This window comes from Xanthobacter luteus, assembly GCF_040049235.1.
Classification (GTDB): domain Bacteria; phylum Pseudomonadota; class Alphaproteobacteria; order Rhizobiales; family Xanthobacteraceae; genus Xanthobacter.
This window is the reverse complement of record NZ_JBDZDO010000001.1, coordinates 1206533-1221119: the sequence shown is the minus strand read 5'-3', so window position 1 is coordinate 1221119 and position 14587 is coordinate 1206533. Positions and strand designations below refer to the sequence as shown.

At 71.4% G+C, this 14587-nt stretch carries 14 protein-coding genes; 7 read left to right on the top strand and 7 right to left on the bottom strand.

What is annotated here, in order from left to right:
• Positions 1-19: 19 nt before the first annotated feature.
• Positions 20-2206: a glycosyltransferase gene (locus ABLE88_RS05925; RefSeq protein ID WP_348830516.1), complete on the bottom strand. Its 2187-nt coding sequence runs from the start codon at positions 2204-2206 to the stop codon at positions 20-22.
• Positions 2207-2361: 155 nt separating this feature from the next.
• Between ABLE88_RS05925 and gor the strand changes: the two genes are divergently transcribed.
• The gene (gene gor / locus ABLE88_RS05920) at positions 2362-3723 is read left to right on the top strand and encodes a glutathione-disulfide reductase (RefSeq protein ID WP_348830515.1); all 1362 of its coding nucleotides are present in this window, start codon (positions 2362-2364) and stop codon (positions 3721-3723) included.
• Positions 3724-3760: 37 nt separating this feature from the next.
• Here the strand turns inward: gor and ABLE88_RS05915 are convergent, their stop codons facing one another.
• The 3 genes from ABLE88_RS05915 to ABLE88_RS05905 all read right to left on the bottom strand — a co-directional run bounded on the left by ABLE88_RS05915 (position 3761) and on the right by ABLE88_RS05905 (position 5949).
• On the bottom strand, positions 3761-4993 hold the full coding sequence (locus tag ABLE88_RS05915; RefSeq protein ID WP_348830514.1) for a multidrug effflux MFS transporter: 1233 nt from the start codon (positions 4991-4993) through the stop codon (positions 3761-3763).
• A 116-nt stretch (positions 4994-5109) separates the two neighbouring features.
• Positions 5110-5580 (bottom strand): hypothetical protein, encoded by a 471-nt coding sequence (locus tag ABLE88_RS05910; protein WP_348830513.1) that lies wholly within the window; start codon positions 5578-5580, stop codon positions 5110-5112.
• A 9-nt stretch (positions 5581-5589) separates the two neighbouring features.
• Positions 5590-5949 (bottom strand): DUF6152 family protein, encoded by a 360-nt coding sequence (locus ABLE88_RS05905; protein ID WP_348830512.1) that lies wholly within the window; start codon positions 5947-5949, stop codon positions 5590-5592.
• Between the two features lie 312 nt (positions 5950-6261).
• Between ABLE88_RS05905 and ABLE88_RS05900 the strand changes: the two genes are divergently transcribed.
• The 3 genes from ABLE88_RS05900 to ABLE88_RS05890 all read left to right on the top strand — a co-directional run bounded on the left by ABLE88_RS05900 (position 6262) and on the right by ABLE88_RS05890 (position 10194).
• Positions 6262-7698, top strand: a complete 1437-nt coding sequence (locus ABLE88_RS05900; RefSeq protein ID WP_348830511.1) for a class II 3-deoxy-7-phosphoheptulonate synthase — start codon at positions 6262-6264, stop codon at positions 7696-7698.
• Positions 7699-7952: 254 nt separating this feature from the next.
• Positions 7953-9653 carry a SulP family inorganic anion transporter gene (locus ABLE88_RS05895; RefSeq protein ID WP_348830510.1) on the top strand — a complete coding sequence of 567 codons (1701 nt, stop codon included), beginning with the start codon at positions 7953-7955 and terminating at the stop codon, positions 9651-9653.
• An 85-nt stretch (positions 9654-9738) separates the two neighbouring features.
• Positions 9739-10194: a hypothetical protein gene (locus tag ABLE88_RS05890; RefSeq protein WP_348830509.1), complete on the top strand. Its 456-nt coding sequence runs from the start codon at positions 9739-9741 to the stop codon at positions 10192-10194.
• Positions 10195-10211: 17 nt separating this feature from the next.
• On the opposite strand, the gene ABLE88_RS05885 is transcribed toward ABLE88_RS05890, so the two are convergent.
• On the bottom strand, positions 10212-10655 hold the full coding sequence (locus ABLE88_RS05885; RefSeq protein WP_348830508.1) for a dihydroneopterin aldolase: 444 nt from the start codon (positions 10653-10655) through the stop codon (positions 10212-10214).
• A 230-nt stretch (positions 10656-10885) separates the two neighbouring features.
• On the opposite strand from ABLE88_RS05885, the gene ABLE88_RS05880 reads away from it, so the two are divergent.
• Positions 10886-11623, top strand: coding sequence for an SDR family oxidoreductase (locus ABLE88_RS05880; RefSeq protein ID WP_348830507.1), 738 nt, complete (start codon positions 10886-10888; stop codon positions 11621-11623).
• An 11-nt stretch (positions 11624-11634) separates the two neighbouring features.
• Here ABLE88_RS05880 and ABLE88_RS05875 read toward each other — a convergent pair whose 3' ends face one another.
• Entirely contained in the window at positions 11635-12129 is a 495-nt protein-coding gene (locus ABLE88_RS05875; RefSeq protein WP_348830506.1) for a GNAT family N-acetyltransferase, read from the bottom strand.
• Between the two features lie 404 nt (positions 12130-12533).
• Here ABLE88_RS05875 and ABLE88_RS05870 point away from each other — a divergent pair, with 404 nt between their 5' ends.
• Positions 12534-13154 carry a Maf-like protein gene (locus tag ABLE88_RS05870; RefSeq protein ID WP_348831096.1) on the top strand — a complete coding sequence of 207 codons (621 nt, stop codon included), beginning with the start codon at positions 12534-12536 and terminating at the stop codon, positions 13152-13154.
• Positions 13151-13354 (top strand): DNA gyrase inhibitor YacG, encoded by a 204-nt coding sequence (gene yacG / locus ABLE88_RS05865; RefSeq protein ID WP_348830505.1) that lies wholly within the window; start codon positions 13151-13153, stop codon positions 13352-13354. The genes ABLE88_RS05870 and yacG overlap by 4 nt, the downstream gene beginning before the upstream one ends.
• 128 nt (positions 13355-13482) lie before the next feature.
• Here the strand turns inward: yacG and ABLE88_RS05860 are convergent, their stop codons facing one another.
• Positions 13483-14388, bottom strand: a complete 906-nt coding sequence (locus ABLE88_RS05860) for an outer membrane protein (protein ID WP_348830504.1) — start codon at positions 14386-14388, stop codon at positions 13483-13485.
• Positions 14389-14587 lie beyond the last annotated feature (199 nt).

Here is a 14587-nt window from a genome sequence, read left to right as displayed (position 1 = left end):
CGGGATGCGCGGCCCGGCCTCACGGCTGCGCGGTGCGGGCGGTGCGCGGGCCGAGCGGCGCCTTGCCGGCGATTGCGAAGCTGTTCACGCGGCTCAGATTGGGGTTGTAGTGGGGGTCGACGAACACGCTCGCCTTCCACAGCTCCTCGAAATGCCGGTGTTGCTGCTTCAGCCGCGCCCGGTGCGCCGCCGTGCGGTGGGTGCCGCGCGAGGCGGATTCGTGGTGGATCAGCAGCGCGTGCGGCGTCCACACCACGCCGTAGCCCGCTTGCCGCGCGCGCATGCACAGATCGATGTCGTTGCAGTCTTCCGGGAACCGCACCGGATCGAGCGGACCGATCCGCTCCCACACGTCGCGGCGGATCAGCAGGCAGGCCCCCGTGACCGCCGTCATGTCCTGGCGCACCAGGAGCCGCCCCTGCGGCCCCTCCGCCTCCGGCTGGCAGGACGAGAACCAGTGCGAGGCGTAGCCGAACAGGCCGACGATGACGCCGCCATGCTGGAGGGTGCGGTCGGGAAACAGCAGCTTGGCGCCGACGATGCCGGTGTCGACTCCGTGGTCGCGGCGCGAGATCAGCGCCACCATCTCGTCGAGCCAGCTGCCGTCGATCACCTCGACGTCGTTGTTGAGCAGCAGGATCAGTTCGCCCGAGGTCACGGCGATCCCATTGTTGCAGATGCGCGAGAAGTTGAAGTCGCCGTCGTCGCGCACGATCTGCGTCGCCGGCCACAGGCGTTTCACCTCGTCGAACAGAGCGAAGGTCGCGGGCTCCACCGAGCCGTTGTCGACGACGACGATCTCGAACCGGCGGTAGGCGGTCTGGGCGATCAGCGTGCGCAGGGTCATCCCCAGCAGTTCCGCCCGGTCGCGGGTGGGCACGACGATGGAGACCAGCGGCGGCGCCGGCGGCACCGGGAAGAGCGGGCGCAGGAAGCGCCCGTCGGCGACGGTCTGCACCGGCACGCTTAGCGTCTCGGCGAGCGCCTCGGCTGCCAGGCGCCCGGTCTCGGGGTCCGGGAAGCCGGCCGGCTCCATCGGGCCGCCATAGGCGATGCGCGGCAGATGACGCAGCGCCGCGGCGTCGAGCCCCTCCACATAGCGCAGCAGGAAATCATAGGGCGCCGCCGCGGCGAAGCGCGCGCGCAGGCCGATCTGCCGCGCGCGGTCCGCCCGCACGACGGTGAGCGCGCCGAGATAGGGCGAGGATTCCAGGAAGTGGCGGTTGTAGGCCGGCTTGAACACGCCCTGGATCGGCTCGCCCGCGGCGTCGCGGTGCTCCTCGTCGGTGTAGAGCAGCATCAGGCCCGGCACGTCGGCGAACGCCGCGCGGATCATCGCCACCGCATCGCGCGTCGGCGCGCCGCGCGCGTCGAGCACGCTCAGCAAGGCGTCGGCGGGCTCCGGCTGCGCCAGGGCCGCGCCGAGGGCGCCCGCCGCCCCCTCCCGCGCGGCCGGCACCAGGCGGCCGATGCCCGCCACCAGAGCGGAAAGGGCGGCCTCCTCCCGCGCGAGCCGCTCCTCGGCGACGGCGAGCAGCCACTGGAAGGCGGGGTCGGTCTGCTGGCGCAAAGCGGCGGCGCAGGCGGACAGCTCCTCCGCGCGCGGCGTCTCGGCGCCGACCGGCGTCACGAACACCAGCACCGGCGCGGCCTCGGGCGGCGCGACGGCGGCGAAGTCCTCGACGAAGCGGGAGCGGAACTTGAGGAAGACGGGCCGGGCGATCCGCAGCTGCAACGGCGAGCTGGCGAGCCGCGCCGCCATCTGGAAGCCGAGATGGCGCGCCGCCTCGGAGGCCTGCCGCCAGCGCGCCTTCAGCGTCGCGCCGGCGCTTGCCGTGCTGCGGTATCCGGCGAGGAAGGAATGGACCTTGAGGATCACGCGGCCCAGGGGGAACTGCCCGCGCACCGGGAAATAGGCGACCTGCACCCCTGCCAGCGCGGCGCGATCGCCGATCAGCAGCAGGCTCCTGGTGCCCGGCGGAATCTCGACCGGTTCGAGCGCGCCGGGCGTTAGGGTGAGGCTTGCGCCGCCCGCGCCGCCTTCGAAGCGGCACTCGTGCGCTCCGGCGACGCCCGACACCGTGAGCATCGCCACCGTGCCCCGGCGCAGGCTGGCCAGCCGCATCAGCCACGGCACGTAAAACCTTCGTCCCTGCGCCGCCCATGCGCTGTCCCGCAAGGCGATGGGGGCAATCTCATTCGCCATGGGCGCTGCTCATCCGGTCGCTTCGCGCGCGTTAAACCACTCATTCCAGGCGTGAAGCAAGCGCACCCGCCGCGCGAGCGCGGGACCGCTTGACGCGGGAGGTCGGCCGGACTTGTGTGTGCCCCCGTCCCGGCAGCCGCGAAAGGTCGAGCCCGATGTCGTCGAAGCAAGTGGATCTGTTCGTTATCGGCGGCGGCTCCGGCGGCGTGCGCGCGGCGCGCATCGCGGCCCAGCATGGCGCCAAGGTCATGATGGCCGAGGAATACCGCATGGGCGGCACCTGCGTGATCCGCGGCTGCGTGCCGAAGAAGCTGTTCGTCCATGCCGGACGCTACGCCCACGATCTCGAGGACATGGCCGGGTTCGGCTGGCGCGTGTCCGGGGTCGAGTTCGACTGGCTGACCCTGATCGCCAACAAGGACAAGGAGATCGCCCGCCTGGAGGGGCTCTACCGCAAGAATGCGGAGGCCGCGGGGGTCGAGATCGTCGCCTCCCGCGCCGTGGTGGCCGGGCCGACGACGGTGCGCATCGTCGCGACCGGCGCGGAGATCGAGGCGCGCCACATCCTGGTCGCCACCGGCGCGAAGCCGGCGTCGGGGCCCGACATTCCCGGCCGTGAGCTCGCCATCACCTCCAACGAGGCGTTCCATCTGCCGCGCTTCCCCGAGCGGGTCCTGGTACAGGGGGCGGGCTATATCGCGGTGGAATTCGCCGGCCTGTTCCGGGCGCTGGGGGCGCTGACCCACCTCGTGTTCCGCGGCGCGCAGATCCTGCGCGGCTTCGACGACGAGGTCCGCGCGCATCTGGCCTCCGAGATGGTGAAGCAGGGCATCCACCTGCACGCCGGCGCGACCCTCGCCAAGATCGAGGCGATCGCCGGCGGCAAGAAGGTGACGCTCTCCGACGGCTCGGCGGTGGAGGTGGACGAGGTGATGCTCGCCATCGGCCGCAGCCCCAACACCGAAGGGCTCGGGCTCGAGGCCGCGGGCGTGAAGCTCGACGCGGCGGGCGCGGTGGAGGTGGACGCCGCCTCGCGCAGCTCGGTGCCCTCCATCTATGCGGTGGGCGACGTCACCGACCGGGTGAACCTCACCCCCGTCGCCATCCGCGAGGGCCACGCCTTCGCCGACACCGTGTTCGGCGGCAAGCCCTGGAGCGTGGACCATTCCGGCATCGCCTCGGCGGTGTTCTCCGAGCCCGAGATCGGCACCGTGGGCCTCACCGAGGCCGGCGCGCGGGCGGTCTGCCCCAAGGTCGACGTCTACAAGACCACCTTCCGGCCGCTGAAGGCGACGCTCTCGGGCCGCGACACCAGGGTGTTCATGAAGCTGGTGGTGGACGCCACCGACGAGCGCGTGGTCGGCTGCCACATCGTCGGCGAGGGCGCCTCGGAGATGATCCAGCTCGCCGCGGTGGCGATCGGCATGGGCGCCCGCAAGTCGGACTTCGACCGCACGGTGGCGGTGCATCCCACCGCCGCCGAAGAGCTCGTGACGATGCGCACGAAGGCGTCCTGACCCGCCGGGCCGCCGCCGCCCGCGGAGGCGCCGCCGCTCAGGCGTGGTGGAACAGCCGGCCCTTCTCGGCCCACAGCACGGCAAGCAAAGCGAGGATGCCGAGGCCGGCATAGCCGAGCGTGATCGGCAGCACCGTGCCGTCGAACGCATGCCCCACGAAAAGGGCGATCAGCGCCGCCATCAGCGTGGTGTAGAAGCCGATGAAGGAGGAGGCGGTGCCGGCCACCGCCCCGAGCGGTTCCATGGCGGTGGAGTTGAAGTTCGGCACCGTGAGCGCGAACAGGAACTGCGCCGCCGCCACGAGGCCGCAGAACAGCAGCAGCGGCGGGCGCCCATCGAACGCGAGCGCCGCGGCCACCATGGCGAGCGAGACGACGACGAAGCCGATCACCCCGCCGTGGGAGAGCCGCCGCATGCCCAGTCTGCGCACCAGCGAGGCGTTGAGGAACGAGGCCGCCGCCATGATCGCCGCCACCACCGCGAACACCACCGGGAACAGGTGGCCGAGCTTGTAGATGTCGGTGTCGAACACCTGCGAGGCCGAGCCCACATAGGCCATCAGGGCGCCCATCATCAGGCCCATCCCGGTGGCGTAGCCGAACGCCCGGCGGTTGGTCACCGTCATCACCATGCCGGCCCAGATGGCGCGCACCGAGAACGGCACGCGGTATTCGGGATGCAAGGTCTCGGGCATGCGCAGCGCGAACCACACCGCCACCGCGACGCCGAGCGCCAGCATGGCGGCGAAGATCAAGTGCCAGGACCCGAAGACGAGGATCAGGCTGCCGAGCGCCGGCGCGACGATGGGCACGGTCAGGAACACCATCATCACCAGCGACATGATGCGCGCCATCTCCCGGCCCTCGAAGCGGTCCCGCACGATGGCGACCGCCATCACGCGCCCCGCCGAGGCGCCCACCCCCTGCACCACGCGGGCGACGATGAGCAGCGCGAAATCGTCGGTGAGGAGGGCGATCATGCAGCCGGCGGCATAGATGGCGAGGCCGACGAGCAGCGCCGGCCGCCGGCCGACCACGTCCGAAATGGTGCCGTAGACGATCTGCGCCACCGCGATGCCGATGAGGTAGGCATAGACCAGCATCTGCACGCGGTTGGGGTCTTCCAGCGCGAAGTCGGCCCGGATCGCGCCGAAGGCGGGCAGGAGGTTGTCGATGGAGAAGGCCGTCATGCCCATCATCAAGGCGACGAGGGCGACGAACTCCAGAAAAGGCGGCTTTGAGGAGCCGGCGGGAGCGCCGTTGTGAGGCATCGATCACTCGATTGAGAGGCGCGTGTCCCGCAACAGACACGGAGGAGGAGAACGGGCGGAAGGCGGCGGTCCGGCCGAAGGGACGGGCCTATGCTGCGCCGCAGCGCAGCCGCGGCTCACACATAGGCGATGGCGCGTCCGAGGAGAAGGGCCGCGATCCACGCCGTGAGCGAGATGGCGGCGAAGAGGCGCGCGGTGGCCGGAACCTCGCCCCGCTTGAGCGCGCCGGAAATGGCGAGGTGGAACAAGGTGACGTTCAAGATGCCGAGCGCGATCACGCCGAGCTTGGCGAGGAACACGCCGTTGCGCACCAGCGGTCCCGCCTCCGCCGCGAACAGGACGGTGCCCGAGACCAGCACCAGCACGAGGCCCGCGGCCGCCACCGGGATGCCGGCGCGCACCAGGCCGCGGGCCGCCGGCACGCGCCTCAGCACGGCTATGTCGAAGGTGGCGATGGCGCCCACCACCAGCGCGGCCCCGAGCACGTGGGCCAGGTTCGCCACCGGATAGAGCCAGACGCTCGCCCGCGCCATCTGGCCCAGCGCCGAGCCTTCGACCAGCGCGGCTAGCGCGTAAAGCAGGGTCATGCCGGCGTCTCAGCGCAGTTCCACGGTCAGGCCTGCGACGGTGACGCGCTCGGCGCGCATCTCGTTCGGGGTGCGGGTCGAGGGATAGCCGTAGACGCTGACGGGGGTGCCGGGCTTCAGCATCTCCGGGGTGATGCCGCGCGCCTGAATGCGCGAGAGCGGGGCGAGGATCGCCTCCCACACCACGCCCTCGTGCTCGAGCATGAGGTGGGCATGGGGATTGGCCCACTCCAGCGCCTTCACCGGGGCGGTGATGGTGAAGGCCTTGCTGGTGTCGTAGCTGCCCCACCCGTGGTGGGCGATGGCATCGCTCGCGGCGAGAACGCCGAACAGCGCGAAGACGGCGACGGAGAAACGGGCGAAGGTCATGGGGCTTTCCCTTGTCCGCGGGCGCGGGGCAGATCGGCGGCCTGCCGAGAGCGTCGACTTTCGCCGCCGCCGGCGACCGCTTTGCGGCGCGCGGGCGACGGTGCGTTCACAACGGCGTGCACGCGGGGCTTGCCGGCGCGCGGTCCGCGCGGCGCGGTCTGGCCCCGCGCGGGCTGCATGGACCTCATCTTTCGGGGGGCGAGTTCCTCGTGTATAAGCCCGCCTTCCGGCCGAGGGCGCGAACACAAGAGGAACGCGGCACGGGCCGGTCCGGCACGACGGCGTGCTGGAACTCATCTCCAGGAGAGTGAAATGGTCACCCGCCCGCAATCCGCATCCGTCCCTGGCGCCGAGGCTTCCCGCCGCGCCGAAGGCTGGCGTCCGGATAGCTGGCGATTTTATCCCGGCGTGCAGATGCCCGATTATCCCGACAAGGCTGCGCTCGCCGAAGTGGAAGCCAAGCTCGCCTCCTACCCGCCCCTGGTCTTCGCCGGCGAGGCCCGCCGGCTGAAGGCGGAGCTCGCGCGCGTCGCCAAGGGCGAGGCGTTCCTGCTCCAGGGCGGCGACTGCGCCGAGAGCTTCGACGAGCATTCGGCCGACAACATCCGCGATTTCTTCCGCGTCTTCCTGCAGATGGCGGTGGTGATGACGTTCGCCGGCGGCTCGCCGGTGGTCAAGGTGGGCCGCATCGCCGGCCAGTTCGCCAAGCCCCGGTCCTCGGACACCGAGACCGAGAACGGCGTGACCCTGCCGAGCTATCGCGGCGACATCGTCAACGACATCGCCTTCACGCCCGAGGCCCGCATCCCCGATCCGCGCCGCCAGATCGAGGCCTACCGCCAGTCGGCGGCCACCCTCAATCTTTTGCGCGCCTTCGCCACCGGCGGCTATGCCAATCTCGAGAACGCGCACCAGTGGATGCTGGGCTTCGTGAAGGACAGCCCCCAGTCCTCGCGCTACCAGGAGCTGGCGGACCGCATCACGCAGGCGCTCGACTTCATGCGCGCCTGCGGCATCAATCCGCAGAGCCACCCGGAGATGCGGACCACCGACTTCTTCACCAGCCACGAGGCGCTGCTGCTCGGCTACGAGCAGGCGATGACCCGCGTCGATTCCACCTCCGGCGACTGGTACGCCACCTCCGGCCACCTCTTGTGGATCGGCGACCGCACCCGCCAGCCGGACCATGCGCATGTGGAATACTTCCGCGGCATCCGCAATCCGATCGGCATCAAGTGCGGGCCGTCGCTGACCGGCGACGGGCTGATCCGCCTGCTCGATACGCTCCAGCCGGACAACGAGCCCGGCCGCATCTCGCTGATCTGCCGCTTCGGCGCGGACAAGGTGGGCGAGCATCTGCCCGGCCTGATCCGGGCGGTGGAGAAGGAGGGCCGCACTGTGGTGTGGTCGTGCGATCCCATGCACGGCAACACCATCAAGGCGGCGTCGGGCTACAAGACCCGGCCATTCGAGCGCATCCAGTCGGAGATCCGCTCGTTCTTCGACATCCATGCGGCCGAGGGCACCTTTGCCGGCGGCGTGCATCTGGAGATGACCGGCAAGAACGTCACCGAATGCACCGGCGGCGCCCGCGCCATCTCGGACGAGGACCTGCGCGACCGCTACCACACCTTCTGCGACCCGCGCCTCAATGCCGAGCAGGCGATCGAGACCGCCTTCCTGGTGGCCGAGCTGCTCAAGCGCGAGCGCATCGCCCGCGGCCGCCCGCAGGTGGTGGCGGCGGAGTAGTCGGCCGCCACCACAGCAGGCACAAGGTGGTGGCGGCGGAGTGAGATAGGCGTGGCGTTGCCACGACGCCCACAAGGCCGGGAGCATGCGCTCCCGGCCTTTTTCATTGCGTCCGCCGATCGGCATCGCGCGCCGGGCGGCGGCTTGCAACTCTTTCGATCATGTCGGCAAATGATGCTGTATAGATTGATTCCGAAGGGATTTCCCCGTTTCTTCGCCCCCCGGCTGCCGCCGCGGCGGGCCGGAGCGATGCCGTGACGCCGCATCCCAACCTCGCCCGCTGGGCGCCTGGCCTCGCCGCCCTCCTGGCCTATCGCCGGGCCGACCTCCTGCCCGACCTCAAGGCCGGCCTCGCGGTGGCGGCGGTGGCGGTGCCGGTGGGCATCGCCTATGCGGGGCTTGCGGGGTTCGGGCCGCAGATCGGGCTTTATTCCTGCCTCTTCCCGCTCGTCGCCTATGGGCTGTTCGGCAGCTCGCGCCAGCTCATCCTCGGGCCGGACGCCGCCACCTGCGCGGTGATCGCCGCCTCGGTCGCGCCGCTCGCGGCGGGGGACCCGGCGCTCTATGCGAGCCTTTCGGGCATGCTCGCTCTGCTCGCCGGGCTGGTGTGCGTCGCCGCGAGCTTCCTCAGGCTCGGCGCGCTCGCCGATTTCCTGTCCAAGCCCATATTGGTGGGCTTCCTCAACGGCGTCGCCCTCACCATCATCATCGGCCAGCTCGCCAAGGTCTTCGGCATCCCGCTCCAGGCGGAGGGGGTGCTTTCGACCCTGCTCGACCTCGCCATGCGCCTCGGCGAGACCCATCTGCCGACCCTGCTGGTGGCGCTCGGGGCGGTTGCGGTGTTCCTGCTCGGCCAGCGCTTTCTGCCGGCGGTGCCGGCCGCGGTCTCGGCCATGGCCGCGAGCGCGCTCGCGGTGGCGGTGCTGAGCCTCGACGCGAGGGGCGTGAGGACGCTCGGCGCGGTGCCGGCGGGCCTGCCGGGGCTCGCCTTTCCGCGCGTGGACCCGGCGCTGCTGCCGCAGCTCTTCGCCGAGGCGGCGGGTCTTGCGCTGGTGAGCTTTTCGAGCCTCATGCTCACGGCGCGCTCCTTCGCCTCCAAGAACCGCTACGAGGTGGACGCGGACCAGGACTTCGCCGCGCTCGGCCTTGCCAACATGGTCTCCGCCGTGACCCACGGATTTGCCGTCAGCGGCGCGGATTCGCGCACCGCCATGGCGGATGCCGCGGGCGGGCGCACCCACGCCACCGGCCTGTTCGCCGCGCTGGCCGTTGGGCTCGTGCTGCTGTTCCTCACCGAGCCCCTGCGCTACGTGCCGGTGGCGGCGCTGGGCGCGGTATTGGTGTTCGCCGGCCTGTCGCTGGTGGATCTGCGCACCCTCGCGCTCATCTGGCGCGCCGACCGGGCCGAGGCGGCCATCTCGGTGCTGGCGACCGCGGGCGTGGTGGCGTTCGGCGCCATCCAGGGCATCCTGGTCGCGGTGCTGCTGGCGGTGCTGCGCTTCGTGCGCATCAGCGCCCGCCCGCGCGTCGAGATCCTGGGCCGTATCGAGGGCCTGCCGGGCTTCCATTCCCTCGACCGGCACAAGGACGGCGTCGCCCCCGCGGGAGTGCTCATTTTCCGCTTCAACGGCCCCATCGTCTTCTTCAATGCCGGCCATTTCCGCCATGCGCTCCTGAAGGCGGCGGACGGGGAGGGGGAAAGGGTCGAGACCGTGATCCTCGACCTGCTGCCGGTCACCGACGTGGACGTGACCGGCCTCTTCGCTTTGAAGGAGGTGAAGGAGGCGCTCGCCGCAAGCGGCATCGTTCTCGCCGCCGCCGGACGCCAGACCGAATGGCTCCAATGGCTCGACCGCCACGGCTTCCCGCGCGATGCGCTGCCGCTCTACCCCACCTTGCGCCAGGCGGTGAAAGCGTGCCGCCCCCGCCCGCTTTCGCGCGAGGCGCAGGCCTGACCTTCCCGCGCGCGGTGGCCCTGTCCAGGCGGCAAGATGACTGCGACTATCTTTTCACCGCCAAATTCGAGCCGGGGGCCGCTCCATGTATTTCGCCGCGATCGCAACCTTGATGCTGATCCTGCCGCTCGGCACCATGGCGGTGGAATGGGGCCTTCAGGGCGGCGGCCTCGCGGCGCTGGCGCTCAAGTGGTTCGTGTTCTGGGGGGCGGGGGCGCGCCTGTTCACGGCCGGCCTCAAGCAGATCACGCAGCCGCTGTTCACGTCCCGGGACATCCTCGGCGTGGCCGATCCAGAGGCCGCCGTCCTGGTGCGCGAGCTCGGCTTCGCCAACGCCTCCATCGGCGCGCTCGGACTTCTGTCCCTGCCGTTCCCGTCCTTCCTGGTGCCGGCGGCGGTGACGGCCGGCGTCTTCCTCGCCCTCGCCGGCGTCCAGCACGCGGCGCGCGGGGGCGGCAACGCCAAGGAGCAGATCGCCACGGTGTCCGATCTCGCCATGGCCGCTTTGCTGGGCGTGCTGGTGGCCGCCAGGGTGCTTTGAGGCGGGACGGCGCGGCGTCAGGTGCCGGGTGGCCTGAGGCGGAACACCTCGACCCCCACCGCCTCGGTCTCGGGGAAGATGTAGGGCTTCACGATGGAAACGCGGCAGGCGTCGATGCGCCGGTCGGCGAAGCAGAACGCCACCAGTTCCTCGACCCAGCTTTCCAGCAGCGGCGTATGGGGCCGCTTGGGCCAGTCGCGCGTCACCAGAGCGCGGATGGGATCGTAATCGATGATGGCGGAAAGGCTGTCGCCGAGCCGCTCGCAGCTTGCATACATCTCCACGTCGACGATCACGCGCGTGGGATGCTCGGGGTGGGTCTCCCACGGATGGAGGCCGACATTGATGTCGGTCTTCATGCCGCGCACGATGATCTTCTGGTGGCTCGACAGCAGATCGAAGGCGGGGCGGGCCGGATCGCCGCCGATCGCTGGAGACTGGGTCCCAAAGTCCTGCTTCATGCCATGATCCATCGCCGCTCGCCCCCGCTTCCGTTGCGAAGACGGATGGCCCGCCAAGGCCAGGCCGGCTGTGACGGCACCGGCGTCGGCGTGCGCGACCTATACGGCGAAAGCCTAGCCTTGGATCGCCCGGCAATAAAGCCGGCACGCCCCTTCATTTGCCGGCAGAGATGTGACAAAGCCGGTCCGGCGGCGCGGCTTCGGTGTCGTGGCCTTGCGGAGGCGCGATGATGCGAGAGCCCCAGCCCGTTCCGAGAGTCGCTTTGGTCACCGGTGCCGCCCACCGGATCGGCCGCGCCATCGCCCTGGACCTGGCGGCGAACGGCTTCGCGGTGGCGCTGCACGCGAACCGCTCGGCGGCGGCGGCGCGGGCGCTCGCGGCGGAGATCGCCGGCGCCGGCGGCCGGGCGGCGGCGGTGACAGCCGACCTCGCCGAGGCCGAGCGGCTGCCGGGCCTGCTGGCCGACGCCGAGGTTCTGGTCGGCCCGCTCGGCGTCCTGGTCAATTGCGCCGCGCTGTTCGAGGACGATGGCGCGGCGGTGGAGGCGGCCGCCCTGGAGCGGCACTTCCGCGTCAACACCCTGGCCCCCGCCGTGCTCGCCGCCGCCTTTGCCGCCCGCCTGCCCGAGGGCGCGGACGGGGTGGTGGTGAACATTCTCGACCAGCGCGTGCTGCGGCTGACCCCGGACCATTTCGCCTACGGCGTCTCGAAATCCGCTTTGTGGGCGGCGACGCGCATGCTGGCCGAGCGCCTCGCGCCCCGCGTCCGGGTGCTGGGCATCGGGCCGGGGCCGGTGCTGCCCCATGAGGGCCTCACGCCGGAGGCCTTCGCCCGCGAGGTCGAGGCGACGCCGCTCCAGCATGCGCCGCGCCTCGCCGATTTCGGCCGCACCATCCGCTATTTCGTCGAGACGCCCTCGCTCACCGGCCAGATGCTGGCGCTCGATTCGGGCCAGCACCTGCGCTGACCTGCTTTGCGTCAGGCCGCGACCGGCCCCGCCACGCCCTCGAAGGCGCCGGGCTGGAGCTCGCACACCAGGAGCCGGGCCGGATCCACCGGGCCGGGCAAAGTGACCCGGCCCGCCGGCACCCGGAAAAAGCCGAACCGCCCATAATAAGGCTCATCGCCCACCAGGATCACGAGACGGTGGCCGGCGCCACGGGCGGCGTCCAGCGACACCTCCAAGAGCCGCGCGCCGATACCCACCGACTGGAACGGCGGCTCCACCGTGAGCGGGCCCAGCAGCAGCGCGGGATGAGCGCCGATGCGCACCCGGGTCAGCCGCACCGAGCCCACCAGCATGGTGCCCACGCGGGCGGTGAAGGACAGCGCGGGCGCGTGGGCGGCCTGCTCGCGGATGCGGAAGGCGGTGCGCGCGAACCGTCCGGGGCCAAAGGTGCGTTCGTGGAGCCGCTCGATGGCGGCGGCGTCTTCGGGCCGCTCGGCGGCGATCAGGAGGGGAAGCTCGGTCATGGTCTTCTTCGGATCAGCTGGCGCGGTCGCCCGCAGGTCCGACGCCGGGGGTCGTCCCCGGTTGGCGGTCAGGCGGGCAGGCGAAGCGGCGCGCTTGCGCGCGGTCCGTCCTCTCGTCGTCGCATCCTGGGCGCCATGACCGGGTGATCCTCGTCCGATGAGGCGCGGGCGATAGCACGCCGCGCCGGGCGGGTCCAGTGGCCGCGATCCGCCGGTTCGGCCCTGCCTCGCGGGCGCGCCGGCAAGGCCCTGTGCCAACTGCCCCGTTCACACCGGCGCCCCTTTCCATTAGCGTGCCGCCCGCTGGCGAACGCGCCCTCCCGATGACGGGGAAGGGTGGCCTGGCGGGCCGGTTCGCTCCGGTCCACGCGGCCGTCGCCAAGCGCGGAAAGGTTCTGATCGCCGTGGAAGACAAGGTGAAGCTCGTCCTCGCATCCGGCTCGCCGCGCCGGCTCGCACTGCTCAACCAGGCCGGCATCGAGCCGGACCTGCTCATGCCGGCGGAGCTGGACGAGGCGCCCGAGCGCGGAGAGCTGCCGCGCCGTCTCGCCCAGCGGCTGGCGGAGGAAAAGGGGCGGCTGGTGGCGACGCGCGCCAAGGAGGCGGGCATCGCGGCCCTGGTGCTGGCGGCGGACACGGTGGTGGCCGTGGGCCGGCGCATCCTGCCCAAGCCCGAACTGACCGACGAGGCGGAGGCGTGCCTGCGCCTGCTCTCGGGGCGCACCCACCGGGTCTATACCGGCATCTGCGTGATGGATCTGAAGCGGCGCCCCCACACCCGCCTGGTGGAGACCCGGGTGCGCTTCAAGCGCCTGTCGCGCGACGAGCTCGCCGACTATCTCGCCTGCGGCGAGTGGCGCGGCAAGGCGGGCGGCTACGCCATCCAGGGCATCGCCGGAACCTTCGTGCTGAAGCTCGTGGGCTCCTACACCAATGTGGTCGGCCTGCCCTTGCCCGAGACCGTAGGCCTGCTCGCCAGCGAGGGCTATGACGTGCGCGCCGGCTGGGTGGAGCGCGCCGCGTGAGCGCCGAGGACGCTCCGCAGAAGGCGGCCGCCGCCAGGCCCTGCCCGATCTGCGGCAAGCCGGCCGTGGAGAAATACCGCCCGTTCTGCTCCAAGCGCTGCGCGGACGTGGACCTCCACCGCTGGTTGTCGGGCACCTATGCCATCCCCGGCACCTCCGAGGAGGACGAGGACGGGGAGGGCGGGGCGCCGGAACGCTAGGGCCGGATGCGAGCCGCGGCGGGTCCGATCCGCCCGGTTCGCGCCTCAGGGGGCGCCGGCGAAGGTGGCGAAGCGGTAGTTCACGTTCAGGCCCACCATGTCGAGCGGCAGCGAACCTGGCGCGAGGTTCACGCCCGCGAGCGCCGGCACCGTGGCGGTGGTGAACGGCGGGCTGCCGCCGAACTCGAAGTGCCGGTGCCGTCGGCCCAGTCGTTCCGGCCCCAGGCGCCGCCGGCGAAGGCGCCGAGATAAACGCCGCTCCAGTCCCGGCCGGGCGAGGCGGGGAGCGGGCCGGCGCCGGGCAGCGGGGCGCCGAAGGGCCGGTAGTTGAGGCCGAGCTTCACCATCTGCGCGGAAGCCGAGGTCTGGGCGTCGAGGCGGTCCGGTCCCTTGACCAGGGTGGCGTCGCTCTCGCCGAAGTCGAGGAACGCGTATTCCGCCTTGACCGAGAATTGCGGCGTCAGCGCCATCTCGACGCCGCCCCCGGCGGTCCAGCCGGTGCGGGTCTGCGTGCCGGTGAACTGGCCGGCATAGGTGTTTCCGGCGATGGTGTAGCTCTCGTTTGTCAAGGCTGCGCCGACCTTGCCGTAGAGGAGCAGATTGTCGAACCCATAGCCGACGCGCGCCGCGAGCGTGCCGAGAACGTCGGTGTCGGTGGTGCAGGTGGAGGCCCAGCCGCGCAGGCATTGCACGGTCGCGCTCTGGAAGCCGGACCCCGCGTCCGCCTCTATGCCGAGCACGAGGGCGCCAAGCTGGTAATTGTAGCCCAGCTGCGCGCCAATGAGGCCGCCGGAGCCGGAATTCTGGAGCGAGGGCTGCTGTCGGGCCGCGGTGGCGAGCGGCGACCCGGCGCAGCGCCAAGAGCTGTCGGCCATGCCGGCGCCGACGAAGCTGCCGAGATAGAGACCGGTCCAGGTGCCGGCCCCGGCCGGCGCGGGCGGCGCCTTGTCCGCCAGATCGGCGGCCCAGGCCGGCACGCAGGCCAAAAGGGCACAGCCCCATCGGGACGCCATCAGAACCCGCCGCCGTGCCATGAGCCCGCTCCTCGCCGTCCAAAGGGAATCGTACCGGAATACCTGCCCCCCCCCCCGACAGGGCGGAGCGGAGCGTCCGGTGCGTTTCTCCCTCGGGGTTGCCCTTGGGCAACGGGTGCACGCGCGCCGCGCGGCCATGCCCCGTAGCGGCCGGCTTGACGGCCTCCGGGGGCCGCGCGAGGTTGCCGCCTCGCAAAGA

Excerpts from the sequence above, each read along its gene's own strand:
- ABLE88_RS05885 (WP_348830508.1), bottom strand. The coding sequence starts at position 10,655 with ATGAAGCAGGACTTTGGGACCCAGTCTCCAGCGATCGGCGGCGATCCG.
- ABLE88_RS05880 (WP_348830507.1), top strand. The coding sequence starts at position 10,886 with ATGCGAGAGCCCCAGCCCGTTCCGAGAGTCGCTTTGGTCACCGGTGCC.
- ABLE88_RS05910 (WP_348830513.1), bottom strand. The coding sequence starts at position 5,580 with ATGACCCTGCTTTACGCGCTAGCCGCGCTGGTCGAAGGCTCGGCGCTG.
- ABLE88_RS05900 (WP_348830511.1), top strand. The coding sequence starts at position 6,262 with ATGGTCACCCGCCCGCAATCCGCATCCGTCCCTGGCGCCGAGGCTTCC.
- ABLE88_RS05860 (WP_348830504.1), bottom strand. The coding sequence starts at position 14,388 with ATGGCACGGCGGCGGGTTCTGATGGCGTCCCGATGGGGCTGTGCCCTT.
- ABLE88_RS05915 (WP_348830514.1), bottom strand. The coding sequence starts at position 4,993 with ATGCCTCACAACGGCGCTCCCGCCGGCTCCTCAAAGCCGCCTTTTCTG.
- ABLE88_RS05875 (WP_348830506.1), bottom strand. The coding sequence starts at position 12,129 with ATGACCGAGCTTCCCCTCCTGATCGCCGCCGAGCGGCCCGAAGACGCC.
- gor (WP_348830515.1), top strand. The coding sequence starts at position 2,362 with ATGTCGTCGAAGCAAGTGGATCTGTTCGTTATCGGCGGCGGCTCCGGC.
- ABLE88_RS05905 (WP_348830512.1), bottom strand. The coding sequence starts at position 5,949 with ATGACCTTCGCCCGTTTCTCCGTCGCCGTCTTCGCGCTGTTCGGCGTT.
- ABLE88_RS05925 (WP_348830516.1), bottom strand. The coding sequence starts at position 2,206 with ATGGCGAATGAGATTGCCCCCATCGCCTTGCGGGACAGCGCATGGGCG.
- ABLE88_RS05890 (WP_348830509.1), top strand. The coding sequence starts at position 9,739 with ATGTATTTCGCCGCGATCGCAACCTTGATGCTGATCCTGCCGCTCGGC.